Annotated in this window: 16 protein-coding genes; 7 read left to right on the plus strand and 9 right to left on the minus strand. The window is 63.9% G+C overall.

The genetic code is table 11. The annotated features are described in order from the left end of the window. Positions 1-15: 15 nt before the first annotated feature. The 3 genes from ACFQEY_RS03520 (at position 16) to ACFQEY_RS03530 (ending at position 2,761) form a co-directional block, all read left to right on the plus strand. Positions 16-936, plus strand: coding sequence for a methyl-accepting chemotaxis protein (locus ACFQEY_RS03520; protein ID WP_379764837.1), 921 nt, complete (start codon positions 16-18; stop codon positions 934-936). Next, complete coding sequence (locus ACFQEY_RS03525) at positions 929-1,351, plus strand: chemotaxis protein CheW (RefSeq protein ID WP_379764839.1); 423 nt, start codon at positions 929-931, stop codon at positions 1,349-1,351. The genes ACFQEY_RS03520 and ACFQEY_RS03525 overlap by 8 nt, the downstream gene beginning before the upstream one ends. Positions 1,352-1,453: 102 nt before the next feature. Continuing rightward, complete coding sequence (locus ACFQEY_RS03530) at positions 1,454-2,761, plus strand: NAD(P)/FAD-dependent oxidoreductase (RefSeq protein WP_379764841.1); 1,308 nt, start codon at positions 1,454-1,456, stop codon at positions 2,759-2,761. Between the two features lie 7 nt (positions 2,762-2,768). Here ACFQEY_RS03530 and ACFQEY_RS03535 read toward each other — a convergent pair whose 3' ends face one another. The 5 genes from ACFQEY_RS03535 to ACFQEY_RS03555 all read right to left on the minus strand — a co-directional run bounded on the left by ACFQEY_RS03535 (position 2,769) and on the right by ACFQEY_RS03555 (position 8,435). Continuing rightward, positions 2,769-3,236, minus strand: coding sequence for an Hsp20/alpha crystallin family protein (locus tag ACFQEY_RS03535; protein WP_379764842.1), 468 nt, complete (start codon positions 3,234-3,236; stop codon positions 2,769-2,771). Between the two features lie 3 nt (positions 3,237-3,239). After that, positions 3,240-3,395 carry a DUF7559 family protein gene (locus ACFQEY_RS03540; protein ID WP_379764844.1) on the minus strand — a complete coding sequence of 52 codons (156 nt, stop codon included), beginning with the start codon at positions 3,393-3,395 and terminating at the stop codon, positions 3,240-3,242. Positions 3,396-3,514: 119 nt separating this feature from the next. After that, positions 3,515-5,038, minus strand: a complete 1,524-nt coding sequence (locus ACFQEY_RS03545; RefSeq protein WP_379764846.1) for an ATP-binding response regulator — start codon at positions 5,036-5,038, stop codon at positions 3,515-3,517. 493 nt (positions 5,039-5,531) lie between these two features. Next, the gene (locus ACFQEY_RS03550; RefSeq protein ID WP_379764848.1) at positions 5,532-6,812 is read right to left on the minus strand and encodes an RNA-guided endonuclease InsQ/TnpB family protein; all 1,281 of its coding nucleotides are present in this window, start codon (positions 6,810-6,812) and stop codon (positions 5,532-5,534) included. A gap of 276 nt (positions 6,813-7,088) precedes the next feature. Beyond that, positions 7,089-8,435 carry an alkaline phosphatase family protein gene (locus ACFQEY_RS03555; protein ID WP_379764850.1) on the minus strand — a complete coding sequence of 449 codons (1,347 nt, stop codon included), beginning with the start codon at positions 8,433-8,435 and terminating at the stop codon, positions 7,089-7,091. Positions 8,436-8,590: 155 nt separating this feature from the next. Between ACFQEY_RS03555 and ACFQEY_RS03560 the strand changes: the two genes are divergently transcribed. The 4 genes from ACFQEY_RS03560 to ACFQEY_RS03575 all read left to right on the plus strand — a co-directional run bounded on the left by ACFQEY_RS03560 (position 8,591) and on the right by ACFQEY_RS03575 (position 11,700). Continuing rightward, entirely contained in the window at positions 8,591-9,562 is a 972-nt protein-coding gene (locus ACFQEY_RS03560) for a phosphoadenosine phosphosulfate reductase family protein (protein WP_379764852.1), read from the plus strand. A 123-nt stretch (positions 9,563-9,685) separates the two neighbouring features. Then, complete coding sequence (locus ACFQEY_RS03565) at positions 9,686-10,891, plus strand: RNA-guided endonuclease InsQ/TnpB family protein (RefSeq protein ID WP_379765109.1); 1,206 nt, start codon at positions 9,686-9,688, stop codon at positions 10,889-10,891. Between the two features lie 165 nt (positions 10,892-11,056). Then, complete coding sequence (locus ACFQEY_RS03570; protein ID WP_379764854.1) at positions 11,057-11,290, plus strand: antitoxin VapB family protein; 234 nt, start codon at positions 11,057-11,059, stop codon at positions 11,288-11,290. Beyond that, complete coding sequence (locus tag ACFQEY_RS03575; RefSeq protein WP_379764856.1) at positions 11,287-11,700, plus strand: type II toxin-antitoxin system VapC family toxin; 414 nt, start codon at positions 11,287-11,289, stop codon at positions 11,698-11,700. Before ACFQEY_RS03570 ends, ACFQEY_RS03575 begins: the two co-directional genes overlap by 4 nt. On the opposite strand, the gene ACFQEY_RS03580 is transcribed toward ACFQEY_RS03575, so the two are convergent. From ACFQEY_RS03580 to ACFQEY_RS03595, 4 genes are all read right to left on the minus strand, one after another. Beyond that, complete coding sequence (locus ACFQEY_RS03580) at positions 11,701-12,612, minus strand: NAD-dependent epimerase/dehydratase family protein (protein WP_379764858.1); 912 nt, start codon at positions 12,610-12,612, stop codon at positions 11,701-11,703. 88 nt (positions 12,613-12,700) lie between these two features. Continuing rightward, complete coding sequence (locus tag ACFQEY_RS03585; protein WP_379764860.1) at positions 12,701-13,876, minus strand: XdhC family protein; 1,176 nt, start codon at positions 13,874-13,876, stop codon at positions 12,701-12,703. Between the two features lies 1 nt (position 13,877). After that, entirely contained in the window at positions 13,878-14,234 is a 357-nt protein-coding gene (locus tag ACFQEY_RS03590) for a hypothetical protein (RefSeq protein ID WP_379764862.1), read from the minus strand. Next, positions 14,212-14,343, minus strand: a complete 132-nt coding sequence (locus ACFQEY_RS03595; protein ID WP_379764864.1) for a hypothetical protein — start codon at positions 14,341-14,343, stop codon at positions 14,212-14,214. Before ACFQEY_RS03595 ends, ACFQEY_RS03590 begins: the two co-directional genes overlap by 23 nt. Positions 14,344-14,641 lie beyond the last annotated feature (298 nt).

Raw genomic sequence — 14,641 nt, forward strand, 5'->3', positions numbered from 1 at the left:
TATGTTGCGACCGCAATGGCTACGACAGAAGATACCAAACAAACCGTTGAGGTCGCACGAGATCACGAGGACGACGACATCGAAAACGCCGCACACGCGCTGGCGGAGCTACAGAGCGCGTCGGAGGATATTGCCGTTCGAACTGAGGAAATCGCTGCGCTGTCCCGCGAGCAAGCCGACGGCATGGGGGAAGTCCAAAACGAGGTGTCGGACATGAGCGCTGCCGTTGAGCAGATCGCGTCTTCTGCTGAAGAGGTCGCAAGTGAGGGCGAACAGGTAAACGAGCTTGCCTCTGAGGGTCGCTCGGCCGCACGTGACACGCGGACGGCAATGACTCGAATCGACGATTCCTCGGCCGAGATAAACGAGCGGGTCCATCGGATCGACGATAGCGTCGAAGAGATAGACGACATGGTCGCAGTGATAAACGATATCGCGGACCAAACGAATCTCCTCGCACTCAACGCCTCGATCGAGGCCGCACGCGCCGGTGAGGCTGGAGCTGGGTTCGCGGTCGTCGCGGAGGAGATCAAATCGCTGGCAGAGAAGTCTCAGCGGCGCGCAAACGACATCGAAGAGCTCGTTGACGGAATACAACACAACACCAAACGGGCTGTCGAGGGGCTCGAAGACAACGAGAAAGCGGTTGAAAATGGGATCTCGGAGGTCCAGTCGACGCTGACGATGTTCGAGGAGATCGGCGATTCGGTCGGTGAGCTTAATATCGGTATCGAAGAAGTCGCACACGCGACCGACGAACAGGCGGCGAGCACCGAGGAGATTGCTTCGATGATCGATCAGACGGCATCCAACGCCGAGGAGATCAGCGGCGAGACGGATAACATCAGCGCTGCCGTCGAAGAACAGTCATCAATGGTCTCGGAGGTCAACGAGGGGTTCCAGGAGCTGCTTGCGGGGGAATCATCACATGACTGAGCCGCTGGGTCAGCTCCTCGAATTCCGATTGGGAGGCGAGCGGTACTGTATCGACATCGCGTACATCGACGAAATAGTCAACATGGACGAGATTCGTTCGCTTCCGACCGCTCCGGAACACGTCGTTGGCGTCACAGATCTCCGAGGGCGAACCACGACCGTCATCGACCCGAGCGTCGTGCTGGATGTCGATTACGACAGCGATCGTTCACATATCGTCGTGCTCGACACCGACGAGCTGACGGAGAGTGACGGCGCTGTCGGATGGCTCGTCGAGGACGTCCGACAGGTGATCACTGCTTCAGAGGACGACCTCGAACGGACGTCCACGATGGACAACACGCCAGTTTCGGGCGTAATCACGAGTGACACCGAGTTCATCGTTCAACTTGATCCCTGCACGATCGCGACGTGAGTTTCGTCTACGACAACTGTGTCAGCGGATTTCGGATCCGTCCGATCGCTTCTCGAGAAGCGGGCTCGTTGTTTTTAATCATCCTCGGTGAATGGTGGGTGTATGAATCGCTCCGGGTCTCTGCCGGTGCGAGCCTCACCGACGATCGCGGTCGTCGGTGGCGGCGCTGTCGGCGTCACCGCGGCCGCCGACCTCGCGGCCCGCGGTGCCCAGGTGACGCTCTTCGAACGCGGCCCTCTCGGCGGCGAGAGCTCCGGACGCGCCGCCGGCGTGCTGTACGACGCGTACGCGGAGGACGTCGACGCCGCGCTCGCCGCCCGCGCGATGGAGCGATTTCGAGCGTTCGACCGGACGCTCCCTGGATTCTCGTTCACCCCCTGTCAGTACGTCATCGCGGTCCGCGAGGGAGACCCCGACGCCGATGCCCTGCCGGCGATGGTCGATCGGATGCGCGCGCACGGACGAGCGGTCTCGCTCGTCGAACCGGCCGCCCTCGGCGACCGGTTCCCGATCGCCACCGAGGACCTCGCGGTCGCCGCGGTCGCGGAGAACGCCGGGTGGTGTGACTCCGCGAGCTACGTCGACGCGATGGGCGAGCGGGCGCGCCGCCAGGGGGTCGCGATCCGAACGGGGATCGAGGTCGCGCTCGCCGAGCGGAGGGCCGAACTGCGGCTCGTCGAGGGGAACGGTTCCGGACCCGACCGCCGCGAGTTCGATGCGATCGTCGTCGCCGCCGGCACCCACACCGCCGGGTTCCTGGGCGACGCGGGGATCGCCGTCCCCGTCGTCCCCTACCGCGTGCAGGCGGTGACGGTCCGGACTCCGTACGACGGTCCGATGGTGTACGACGCGACGGCGGGCGTCTACCTTCGACCGCACGCAACCGGCTTGCTCGCCGGCGACGGGACTGAGCCGGTTCCGGCCGACCCTGACGACTACGATCGCGACGCCGACGACTGGTTCGTCGAGTCCGTCTCGGCGACGCTCCGCGAGCGGATCGACGCCGTGAGCGCTCGCTCCTCGGACGCGAAGCGCGCGTGGGCCGGGCTCTGCACGGCGACTCCCGACGGCGACCCCCTCGTCGGGCCCCTGGACGGAACGGCAGCCGACGCCGGCCGTGGTACGGGAACCGACACCGCTCACGATCCGTGTACCGACACCGCTCACAATCCGAGTACCGTCCCCGCCGACCGGGTGTTCGTCGCCGCCGGGTGGCAGGGACACGGGTTCATGCGGGCACCGGCGATCGGCGAACTCGTCGCCGAGGGCGTGTTGGCGTCGCTCGGCGGCGTCGTTCCCGGGGACCCCGAGTCGCCGTGGATCGCCGCCTTCGATCCCGGACGCTTCGACGGAGACGAGACGGTCGCGATCGCGGACGGATTTTCCGGGGAAGAGCGCCCGCGGGAGTAGCGGGAACTCAGTCCTCGTCGTCGAGGGCGTCCTCCTCGACGGGATCGTCTTCTTCGTCGGGGCCGTCTTCCTCGACGACCTCGACGTCCCGCGCGTCCTCGGTCTTCGGGATCTCCACCTGGAGCGTCCCGTTCCGCGTGAGCGTCGCGTTCGCGCCCTGCGGGGTCACGTCCGCGTCTCGCGGGAGCTCCGCGCTCCCCGAGAGGGAGACGCCGCGGCCGGGAAACAGCATCTCGTAGCCGTCGTAGAAGCCGCGGAACCGGTCGAGTTGCACCTCGACGGTGCGGTCGAGGAACGTAACGTTCAGGTCCTCGCCCCGGACGCCGGGAGCGTCGAAGACGACGAGGTAGGAATCGTCGCTTTCGAGGAGGTCATACGAGAGCGGCCGACGCTCCTGCATCTTGCTCCAGCCACGCCCGACGCGTGCGAGGGCCCTCCGGAAGGCTGACCGTCCCGCCTCGACGAGTCCGGTCACGGGCTACACCTCGATCTCGGCGAGATCGCTTCCGCCGCAGTACGGACACGTCAGGTCTTCGACCGCGTGATCGTCGGGAACGTCGTACGTGTAGTGGTTCTCGAACATGTCGAGCTCGCAGTCGTCGTCCTCGCACGCGACCTCCATCGTGGATGGCATATACGATACCGTTGTGCCGGCGAGGGCTTAAACGGCGTGGCGGCGACGGTGTGCGCGCAGCCGCATCGGCGACCGCCGCGCGCGATCCGGGCGTTCTCAGTCGCGTGACCGGGGTGAACTCACGCTTGCGCCCACGACACGCCCGTCACCTCGATCCGGGCACCGCCGCCCTCGCCGCCCTCGTCCTCGCCGCCCTCGTCCTCGCCGTCGACCGCCTCGACGTTCCATCCGTGCGCCGCCGCGATCTCTTCGACGATGACCAGTCCGAATCCCGTCCCGTCGTCGGCAGTCGAGTATCCGGCGTCGAACACATCCTCGCGGTCGTCTTCGGGGATCCCCGGACCGTCGTCCTCCACGTAGAAGCCGCCGTCGACCTCGCCCACCGTCACCGCCGCGTCGTCGCCGCCGTGCTCGACCGCGTTGCGCACGAGGTTCTCGAAGAGCTGCGTGAGCCCCCCGGGGTCGGCCTCGACGGTCCGATCGATCGACGTCGACAGGGTCGCGTCCCGGGTGGGGACGTTTCGCCACGCCCGCTCGGCGACCACCGACACCGCGATCCGTTCCGTCTCGGTCTTCCGTTCGCCGCTCTGCGCGAGCGTGAGCAGGTCGTCGATGAGCTCCTCCATGCGATCGTGGGCCGCGATCGCCCGATCGAGGTGCTCGCTCTCGCACCCGTCCTGTGCCAGCTCGACCCGCCCGCGCGCCACGTTCAGCGGGTTTCGGAGGTCGTGCGAGACGATGTCGGTGAACCGTTCGAGCTCCCCGTTTCGTTGTTCGAGTTCCCGCTCGTACCGCTTCCGTTCAGTGATGTCGGTGATGAACCCCTCCAGCATCGCCCGCCCGTCGACCGTCGGATCGACGATCTCCCCCCGCTCCCATACCCACTTCGTCGTTCCGTGCTTCGTGCGTATCCGGTAGGTGACCTCGAATCCCTCGCCGCGATCGACCGCCTCTTGCACCGCCTCCCACACCGCGTCCTGATCGTCGGGATGCACGATGTCCCCGCCCCACGCAACCTCGTCGCTCTCCAACTCCGCTGCCCTGTAGCCGGTGAGCGATCGGCTCTCGCCTTTCACGAACTCAAACGGCCACTCCGGCTCGTTCCGGCAGCGGTAGACGATTCCCGGGAGGTTGCCGATGAGCGTCTCCATCCGTCGGGCGTGTCGGCTCGCGCTCGTCCCCTCTGCGCCGTTCGTGCGAGGGGATAGACGGCCAGAAACGGCCTTTCGCACCGCCCTCGTGAGGGCCGCGCCGTCGCCGTCGTTGTCGCCGTCGCTGTCGTTGTCGCCGTCGCCGTCGCTGTCACGGCTCCGACGAACGTAGTCGGTGACGCCCGCGGAGATTGCCTCGCTCGCGATCGCCTCCGAGCCGTCCATCACGTGGAGAACGAACGGTAGATCGGGATCCACCGTCCGAGTGCGTTCGAGGAGTTCGATTCCGTCGCTATCGGGCAGGTCGTATTCGGAGACGACGCAGTCGAACGATTCGGACCGAATTCGTTCGAGCGCGCTCGATGCGTCCGTCGCGGTCTCGACGGTCCAACCGCCGGCCTCCCGTTCGAGGACTGCCTCGATGCGATCGGCGGTCACTTGATCCCCACCGGCGCAGAGGACCCGTCTGCCATCCGCGACGGTTCTTGCCATACCCAACTATTCGCAATTGATGTAGTAATAGTTAGGGGTCGGCGTTGATCGCGCGGTGAATAGCCGTGTGTTCCGTGTCCTTCACTTATAAACCGTGGCCGCTGCGGTGACCACTTCCAACGCCCAGCCGCTTGCTTATAAATGGTTGTCGCCGGATCGGCGGTGAACACTCCTAAATCCCCGCCGCGAGGAGTGCGCACGCTCGCTGTCGCCCGAAAATCAAGGATTTTCGGGATGTCGCCAGAATCCGAAGGATTCTGGCTGCTAGCCGGACGGGGTGCGGCGATGTCGTCAGAACGCAAAGCGTTCTGACTGCTAACCGGACCGCAATGCGTTCCGGTAATGTCGCCAGACTCAGACGGATTCCGGCTGCTAGCCGGACGTGGTGCGGCGACGCCACCGCACCGCACGTTCCGTTTATAATTGACATCCTCCCCGCGCTAAAGCGCAAGGATTCCCACGGCACCGTACCGCTGGGTTGGGATATTGTGGTTTACGACGTTACTTGTTCTTGAGGCGCGAATGCGCCAGTTTCCTTGTCAAACAAGAACGTCGATGGCTGTGCCAACCAGCCGTTACTCCTATTCACCGAGAGATTCGGTGAACTCGGAGATACTTTCTGCCGAATGTTCTCGGCCCCGTTCACATCTGCATTCGCCACTGTACCGCACTCATCGCAGACATACAGTCCGCGTTCAACACGGTTGGCCTCACGCTTCCGGCCACAGTACGAACACGACTTCGAGGTATCCCGCTCAGACACGTGCTCGACTGTGATGTCTTCCATCTCGGCTTTGTATTCGAGAAGGTCGGTGAACCGGTCAAAGGCCCACGAGTGCAGGTCAAGATTACCATGCTTGCCCCAGTTTGTTGACTCGCTGTTCTCCTCATCCTCACGGATGCCGGAGAGATCGCCCACCACGATAGTTCCAACTTCCTCCTCAACACACCGCTGGACGATATGCTTGGAGAGGGTGTGGAAGTAATGGGTACGGCGGGTCGACTTCTTCTGATTCAGCCGAGTAGCCTGCTCGGAGTCCGAGTCGTCACACCGAGCGATCCGCTTGCTGAAGTAGTAGTCGTCCTGTTTCAAGCAGTTGAGCGGGTACAACTCGCTGTGGCCGTCTTCATAGGCGAGCGCGGCGAAGTTGTTGATCCCGAGATCAACACCCACAGTCTTCTCACCGGGGGCTTCAGCCACGTCGATTTCGACCTTACAGAGGAAGTGTAGTTCCCACTCGTCGCCCGTCCACACAATCTTGACTTGTTGAACATTCTCTACGGCAGAGAGATCAACATCAGAGCGAGTCTGATACTCACACAGGACGAAATCCGACCAGTACTCTTTCAGGTTCGAGCCTTTTGAGAGTCGAACTCGGTCGTACTGCGTGTCGAGTGTGAAGCCTTTTTGTTTGAACGTGACCGTGGAACGCGGGTGTTCGTCGCCGTGTTTGCGGTAGCCGGGCGGGTTTGCTTTCGCATCTCCGTTTTGTCGTTTGCCGTACCAACCGTTGAACGCCTCAGCGAGTTCTTGAAGGACTCGCTGACTTGACTGAGAATGCAGGTCATCATAGCGTTCGTGGTTTTTGAGGTACGTGGTGAGTTCGTTGTGGTTCGGGATGTGACCGATTTCATCCCAGATTCGACTGCACGTCCACCGTCCGACGTTCCAGAGTTTACTGGCTGCGAACCCGAGCGAATCAAGGTCGTCTTGCACCCGAGACTGGTTCCGTATGGAAGCAGTGTAGGTGCGAGTGACGACTTGTTTCGCCATATGTAACCTATGTAGACAAACTTACTTGAAGGTGTGGATTGGCGGAACGTGGAATATCCTGCCGTGCCATCGAACGGTGGACTGTGAAGGGTAGTGTCGGATTCATCCCCGCGCTAAAGCGCGAGGCTTTCTCCTCGATTCTCCGTAATCGTCGCTGCCGCGCTCGGTCTTTTACATACTGCGTCGGCGGCGGCAGTCTGCGACACCCCCTCGCACGATCGATCACGAAGCACGGTCACACCGCGAAATTTGGAAGGGGGTGCGATCGATTCCGAATCAGGCGTTCAGGAGGCTCTCGCCGTCGAGTGTCGCGTCGCTCTCGACGTCCATGAGATCGAGGATCGTCGGGGCCACGTCGAAGAGGTTCGCGCCGTCGACGTCAAGGTCGGGGTCGGTCGCGTACAGGAGCGAGTTCTCGAACTTGTGCATCCCGTTTCGCGGCCCCTCGGTGAAGACGGCCTCCTTGTCGCCGAAGCCGGACTTCAGGTCGAAGCCGTCCGCCGGAATGACGACGAGATCGGGCGCGATCTCGTCGTGCTCTCCGTCGAAGACGGTCTCTCCCTTCACGATCCGCTTGCACACCTGCCGGCCGTCGGGACCGGTGAGGGATTCGAGGTCGGACCGCAGCTCCTCGCGGACAGCCTCGTACTCGGATTCGGGCACGACGCCCTCTGGCTCGCGCCCCTCTAGGTTGAGGTAGAACCGACCGGGGATGAGTGAGTAGGCCCGCGTCTCGTCGTCGATGTCGGAAAGCGAGTCGTGTTCGTCGCCGTCGTACGAGAGCCACCCCTCGTCGGCGAGGAACCGGTTGCAGTTCACCTCCCACTCCAGTTCGGTGAAGCCGTGGTCGGAGGCGACGATCAGGGTCGTGTCGTCGTCGAGCGAGTCGCGTATCTCGCCGATGTAGCCGTCGAGCGCGCGGTAGAAGTCGAGGAACGCCGCTTTGTTCTCGCCGTCGTTCGCGTAGTCGCCGAACAGGAAGTGATTGACGCGGTCGGTGCTCATGAAGACGCCGAAAAACAGGTCCCAGTCGTCCTTCGCGAGGTAGTGGGTGAACACGTCGTGGCGGGCGTCGAGGGTCTCGTGGGCGTTCTCGACGAAGGCGGTCTTGTCGTCATCGTGGCCGAGCTTCGCGTCCACGTCGATCCGGTAGTCGTTGTCCTCGAGGACGCGTCGGACCGCGTCGTCGCTCGACGCCGAGTCGACGTCGGGCGAGAGGAATCCGGACACCTGCCGCTGGATCCGCGTCGACGGCGGGAACGTGACGGGGACGTTGAGCACGGTCGCGTCGCGGCCCTCGTCGGTGACGCGGTCCCACAGCCGCGTCGCCTTCACGTGGCTCCCCATCGGCACGTACGTCTCGTAGGAGTCGATCTCCCGGTCCTGAAAGCCGTACACGCCGGTCGAACCGGGGTTCTTCCCGGTGGTGAGGCTCGGCCAGCACGCGCTCGACTCGGGGGGCACGATACTCTCTAGCCGACCGGCGGACCCCGTCTCGGCGATCTCCGTCAGGTTCTCGAAGACGTCGGGGTGGTCTTTGACGAGATCGTACGGTACGCCGTCGATGCCGAGGAAGACGACGCGCTCGTCGTCGCCGCCGCGCAGCCGGTCGAACAGTCCCATGGTCGTGGGGTGACTTCGAGCCGACATATCGCTTGCGTTCTGGCGAGTGACGCCGCGTCACGCGGTTCCCGGCAAGTCGCGCCGCGATTTCAGCGCGCTGGCAAGCCGCGCCGATTCAGAAGGCCTATTCCCCTCGGCGAAGACACATTCGGCGTATGACCGACGACTTCCCGGCGAGCGTCGACGTCGACTACGCCGACGGCGAGGGCGAGGATCCGGCGGACTATCCGTCGCTGCAGCACAAAATCGAGAAAGCGATCGAGGTCACCCGGCAGGGTCTAGAGGAGTACGAGAACCCGGCGGTGATGTGGACCGGCGGCAAAGACTCCACGCTGACGCTGTACTTCATCAATCAGGTCGCCGAGAAGTACGGCTACGAGAAGCCGACCGCCGTCTTCATCGACCACTTCCAGCACTTCGACGACATCACCGACTTCGTCGAGCGCTGGGCCGACGAGTGGGACATCGACCTCGTCTACGCCCGCAACGAGGACGTGGGCGCGTACGTCGATGAACACGGGCTGGAGCCGGGCGACGACATTCCGGTCGCGGAGCTGAACGAGCAGAACCAGCACCACGTCCGCGACATCCTCGAGTACGAAGAGGACACGTTCCCGTTCCTGCTCGACACCTACGTCGGGAACCACCTCCTGAAGACGGTCGCGCTCAACAACGCCCTCGAAGCGCACGACATCGACGGCGTCATCTCCGGCGTCCGGTGGGACGAACAGGAGGCGCGCGCCGACGAGACGTTCTTCTCGCCGCGGCACGACCCCGACCTGTTCCCGCCGCACGACCGCATTCAGCCCATCCTCCAGTTCGCCGAGGTCGACGTGTGGGACGCCTTCTGGACCTACGTCGTTCCCGACACCGTCGAGGCATTCCCCGACGACGGCTACGTCCCGCAGTCCGACGACGACCTGCCCGAGGGCGTGAGCCAGGACGACGTACCGATTTCGCCGAAGTACTTCGCCGGGTTCCGCTCGCTCGGCAGCGAGGTCAGTACGGAAAAAACGACCGAGGAGCCCGCGTGGCTCCAGGACCTCGAAGATACGACCGAACGCGCCGGCCGCGCCCAGGACAAGGAGGACCTGATGGAGCGCCTGCGCGACCTCGGCTACATGTAACGCTCGGTCGAACCGTCGATCGGACCGTCTGTTGATCACCATCGATAGTGGGTCGGACAGCAACGGCTGGGTGAGGTCTATCTTTCCACGAGGAGAGAATCCCGGCGTTTACGCCGGGAGTGAATCCGACAACGTTGCGATGGTCTTGATTCGCTCGGAGACTCCGCCTCGAAAATCTGGAACGTCGCACGATGGACAGCCGATCGTATCTGGGAGGCAACCGGCGAGATCCCGAACGGCGGTGTGCTGAAATCGTACATGAAGAACCAGTCGTGCTGGAAAGACTTGAACGCACAATCCAGTCAGAAAGTCATTGAAGAACTTTCTGACGCTTTCCAGTCATGGTTCGATCTGCGACACAAGTTCACTGAGGCGAACCCGCCCGGCTACCGCAAACACGGCGACAGCCGTCCACGTTCTACAGTGACGTTCAAAGAAGACGGGTTCAAACACGACCCTGAGAACAACCGCGTCCGACTCTCGAAAGGCTCGAATCTGAAAGAACACTTCTCAGATTTCCTGCTTTGTGAGTACCAGACCCGGCCAGACGTTGACCTCTCAGAGGTCACCAGCGTACAGAACGTTCGTGCCGTCTGGACTGGTGAGCGATGGGAACTCCACTTCGTCTGCAAAGTTGAGCTCGAATCTGCCGACACAGCAGGCGACGATGTCGCAGGGATCGACCTCGGAATCACAAATATCGCCACAGTCGCGTTCCCCGACGAATACGTGTTGTACCCCGGCAACTCGCTCAAAGAAGACAAACACTACTTCACACGTGCTGAGTACGACACCGAGGGAGAGAGTGGCCCGTCAGAGCAGTCGATGTGGGCGCGTCGGAAACTCTCTGATCGTGAGACACACTACTACCACACGCTGACGGACGCCATCATCACGGAGTGTGTCGAACGCGGTGTTGGCACGCTCGCGGTGAGTTGGCCTGAAGACGTGCGAGAGTCAGACTGGGGTAAAACGGGGAACAAGAAGCTCCACTCGTGGGCGTTCGACCGCATCTACCAGTATCTCGAATACAAAGGCGAGATGCGCGGTGTTGAGGTGCTGAAAGAGAACGAGTGGAACACCTCGAAAACGTGTTCACGGTGTGGTGACGACACGAAATCGAACCGTGTCGAGCGTGGCTTGTACATCTGCTCGTCGTGTGAGTTGGTAGCCAACGCTGACTGTAACGGGGCGGAGAATATGCGTCAGAAGATAACTCCGAGTCCTCACGGAGAGGATAGGAGTAACGGCTGTGTGGCACAGCCATCGACACACTTGTTCGACCGCGAGAGCGGATGCTTTACACCGCAAGAACAGGTCGTGTCGTAGACCAGCAAATATCCCACCTGCGGCACGGGAAGCCTCGCCGTTTACGGCGAGGAGGATGTCACTGCGTGTCTCACCGTCGAGACAGAACTGATCGAAAAGCCGATCACGGGGTCGGATCTCGTAGCCAGGCGAGCGTATTTACGTATGGGTACCCATACGCAAAGCATGAGCAGGAACATCTCGATCAGCGACGACGTGTACCGTCGGCTCAAACGCGAAAAGGGCGATCGGAGTTTCAGTGATCTCATCGCCGACACGCTCGACGAGGGGGGCCGGCTCGCGGATGTGACCGGACAGCAGGTGCTCGACCCGGAGACGTACGCCGAGGTCGACGCCGAGATCGAGCGACTAAGCGACAGCACGCTGGACCGACTGACCGACAGCGCGGCTGATCGATGAAGCTGCTCGACACGTCGGCCGTCATCGACATCGACCGCGGTGACGTCGACGAGAAAGTCCGAACGCTCGACGAGCAGGGTCGCCACGCGATCAGCATGGTGACGGTAACCGAACTCCGACTTGGCGTCGAATTTCAGTATGACCGCGGAACCGACGCGTATCGACAGGCGATGGATGATCTCGATCGACTTCTCGCACGGTTCGAGGTGTATCCGATCTCGCGGACGGTAGCAACAGCGGCTGCCAAGATGATCGCGGATCTTCGAGACGGCGGGCAGCGGCTCGACGACTTACACGACGTGTACATCGGCGCGACCGCCCGCACACAGCAGCTGCCGATTCTGACGGCAAACGTCGATCACTTCGATCGCATCGAGAACGTGCAGGTTGTCGACTGGGCCGAATTCTGACTACTCGTACGGCTCGCACACCAGTGTGACGCCCTCCTCGAAGTCGATTTCGGGCTCCCAGCCGGTCGCGTCGTGGAACGTCGAGTAGTCGGCCATCGTGTCGTGGACGTATCCGTCGAAGGGACATTCGATGTACACGGGGTCGATGTCGGTGTCGAGCGCGTCGTTGATCATGGCGACCATTTCGTTGAACGAATAGGCCTCCTCGGTGCCGACGTTGTACACGCCGGTCAGCTCGTGGTCGGCGGCGAGCTCGCAGGCGCGGGCGACGTCGCGGACGTGGGTGAAGTCGCGCGTCTGGGTGCCGTCGCCGAACAGCTCTGGGGCCTCGTCGTTCGCGATGGCGTCCGCGAACTGCGCGACCGTGTTCGCGTATTCGCCCTTGTGTTTCTCGTTGCCGCCGAAGCCCTGGTAGACGGAGAAGAAGCGGAGGCCGGCCACGTTCATGTCGTGGTGGTTGGCGTAGTACTCGGCGTAGCGCTCGCGAGCGAGCTTGGAGGCTTCGTAGGCGGTGTGCGCCTCGACGTCCATGTCCACGGGCGAGGGCTCGGTGCGGCTCCCGTAGATGGAGGAGGTAGAGGCGTAGACGACGGTCTCACACCCTTCGCGGCGGGCGCGCTCGGCGGCGTTGACGAACCCCTCGACGTTGACGCGGCAGCCGCGCTGGGGGTCGTTCTCGTGCATGTTGCGCGAGGAGAGCGCGGCGAGGTGGAACAGGACGTCGACGTCGGCGGGGTAGTCGTCGTCGAGGACGTCGGCTTCGACGAACTCCACGTCAGAATGGAGGTTCTCGGGCGTCCCGAGGTAGGTGTCGTCGACGGCGATCACGTCGTTGTCGCTCGCGAGGCGGTTCGCGAGGTTCGATCCGATGAAGCCCGCGCCGCCCGTGACGAGGACGCGCTGATCGTGCATGGGGGAGTGTGGCGGCGGTGGGGGGATTATCGTGTCGGTTTCGGGAGCGGTCGGTCGCCCTCCACGCCCCCCCGCTACGGTCCCCTCGCTACGCCGAAGGCGAGCCGTCCACGTCGACGCGATCGTGGATGTGTTCCTCGCGCTCGCGCAGGTGCCGGGGGGAACGGTCGTTGCTCACGGCGAGCACTTCGCCGACGATACTGTGGGCGATCTGGTACGGCGAGCCACCGCCCAGATCGAGTCCCACGGGCGTGTACAGCGACGCGAGATCCGACTCGTCGAACGCCGTCCCCTCGTCGTCGAACGCCTCACGCATCTCCTCGAACCGCTCTCGCGGCCCCATCAGCCCGACGTACGGTGCCGGCGACCGGAGCAGCGTCTCGACGGCGATCCGGTCGTCGACGAAGTTGTGGGTCATCACGACCGCGTGAGTTCGCTCGTCGACGTCGAGCGCGTCGTCGAGCGCACCCGGGGACGTCGTCACGGTCCGGTGGGCCTCGGGGAACCGCTCCGCGAGGTCGACCGCGCCGCGGAACCCGACCACGGTGACCCGGAAGTCGTTTCGTTCGGCCAGCTCCACGACCGGCCCGACGTCGTGACCCGTCCCGAAGACGACCAGGTCGGCGGGGGCGGCGATCCCGTCGACGAACACCTCCGAGATCTCGCCGTCCGGCCCCGCAACACTCACGACGTCCGCGGAGCCTCGCTCGGCGAGGTCCGCCGCCGGACCCGCGAGCGCCTCGGCCGGCCACCGGTCCGCGGCCGAGCCGTCGGGACGCCGCACGCGACCTTCCCCGGGGTGGTAGTACGCGCGGTCGCCGAGGCGGCCCCATCCGGTCGCGTCATCGTCGGACACCACGGTGAGCACGGCGATGTCGCGGCCGTCGGCGAACGCCTCGACGGCAGGTCGGTACGTCTCGTCGAGCGGTTCGAGAAGAATGTCGATGACGCCGTTGCAGCCGACGCCGAGCCCCCAGACGTCGTCGGTGTCGTCCTCCATCAGGTCGTAGGTGACCCGGGCCGGTCGACCCGTCTCGCGGACCGTTTCGGCGGCCGCGAGCAGGTCGTCTTCGATACAGCCCGCGGTGATCGAGCCGACGCCCGCGCCGTCGTGGTCGAGGAGCATCTTCGCCCCCGGCCGGCGGTAGGCGTTGCCCTCGACGTCGACGATCGTCGCCAGGACGTCGGTGCCGTCGGCGTCGAGGCGGTCGTGAACGCGCTGTACCACTTCGGTCTCCGGAACGCTCCAGTTGCTTTCTGACATGTCAGGAACTCGGCCGCAGATCCATGGTTTCGGGCGCGTCGCGCGCCACGTATACCTTCCGAACGCCGCGGCCGTGGAGATCGGTGCCGCAGTGCCCGTCCGCGACCGCCGTCCGCGACCGCCGACCGCCGTCCGCGACCGCCGACCACACCCGGGCGGGGCCGGCTATCGCCGCGACGGCGACCTCGGGAGTACCGAGCTCCACGAGCACCGCGGATCCACCGACCGTGACGCGGTCGAGGCGGACGCCAGCGAGCGCATCAGAGTCTCGGAGGGAGTCGGCGTCCCGGAGGGCGTCGAGGGTCGCACGCGGGATCGGGCCCGGCCACTCCGGCTCAGCGTCGTGGCGGTCGGTCATACGGGCTCACCCTCGCTGTCGGCAGTGGTGTCGTTTTCGGTTCCGGACGCGCCACCGCCCCGGCCGCCTCGATGACGCCGCCGAGTTCGAACTCGCCGTCGAACTCCATCAGCGACCACCCGCCGCGTCGATCGGTCGTCGATTGGCCACCGTCATCTTTTATACCCCAGTCCTATGAGCAAACTATTATCTCGGTCCATGATATTCACTAACATCCTATTAAGCGTCATCGGCCATGAGGGATTCTCGTCCGGAGCGCGAGTCGATCGAGGGTCCGGAGGTTCAACCGGATGATCCGTGAGGATCGACCGGCCGCCGGTGAGCGCGACCGCGACACGGCCGACGAGCCCGCACACGGCGATCACGGCGACGGGGATCACGGCAGCGGCGATCACGGCAACGGCGAT

Origin of the sequence: Halorubrum trueperi (genome assembly GCF_042662525.1) — an archaeon.
Lineage (GTDB): Archaea > Halobacteriota > Halobacteria > Halobacteriales > Haloferacaceae > Halorubrum > Halorubrum trueperi.

Excerpts from the sequence above, each read along its gene's own strand:
- ACFQEY_RS03590 (WP_379764862.1), bottom strand. The coding sequence starts at position 14,234 with ATGACCGACCGCCACGACGCTGAGCCGGAGTGGCCGGGCCCGATCCCG.
- ACFQEY_RS03550 (WP_379764848.1), bottom strand. The coding sequence starts at position 6,812 with ATGGCGAAACAAGTCGTCACTCGCACCTACACTGCTTCCATACGGAAC.
- ACFQEY_RS03580 (WP_379764858.1), bottom strand. The coding sequence starts at position 12,612 with ATGCACGATCAGCGCGTCCTCGTCACGGGCGGCGCGGGCTTCATCGGA.
- ACFQEY_RS03530 (WP_379764841.1), top strand. The coding sequence starts at position 1,454 with ATGAATCGCTCCGGGTCTCTGCCGGTGCGAGCCTCACCGACGATCGCG.
- ACFQEY_RS03520 (WP_379764837.1), top strand. The coding sequence starts at position 16 with ATGGCTACGACAGAAGATACCAAACAAACCGTTGAGGTCGCACGAGAT.
- ACFQEY_RS03560 (WP_379764852.1), top strand. The coding sequence starts at position 8,591 with ATGACCGACGACTTCCCGGCGAGCGTCGACGTCGACTACGCCGACGGC.
- ACFQEY_RS03540 (WP_379764844.1), bottom strand. The coding sequence starts at position 3,395 with ATGCCATCCACGATGGAGGTCGCGTGCGAGGACGACGACTGCGAGCTC.
- ACFQEY_RS03545 (WP_379764846.1), bottom strand. The coding sequence starts at position 5,038 with ATGGCAAGAACCGTCGCGGATGGCAGACGGGTCCTCTGCGCCGGTGGG.
- ACFQEY_RS03570 (WP_379764854.1), top strand. The coding sequence starts at position 11,057 with ATGAGCAGGAACATCTCGATCAGCGACGACGTGTACCGTCGGCTCAAA.
- ACFQEY_RS03585 (WP_379764860.1), bottom strand. The coding sequence starts at position 13,876 with ATGTCAGAAAGCAACTGGAGCGTTCCGGAGACCGAAGTGGTACAGCGC.
- ACFQEY_RS03595 (WP_379764864.1), bottom strand. The coding sequence starts at position 14,343 with ATGGAGTTCGACGGCGAGTTCGAACTCGGCGGCGTCATCGAGGCGGCC.
- ACFQEY_RS03555 (WP_379764850.1), bottom strand. The coding sequence starts at position 8,435 with ATGGGACTGTTCGACCGGCTGCGCGGCGGCGACGACGAGCGCGTCGTC.
- ACFQEY_RS03575 (WP_379764856.1), top strand. The coding sequence starts at position 11,287 with ATGAAGCTGCTCGACACGTCGGCCGTCATCGACATCGACCGCGGTGAC.
- ACFQEY_RS03525 (WP_379764839.1), top strand. The coding sequence starts at position 929 with ATGACTGAGCCGCTGGGTCAGCTCCTCGAATTCCGATTGGGAGGCGAG.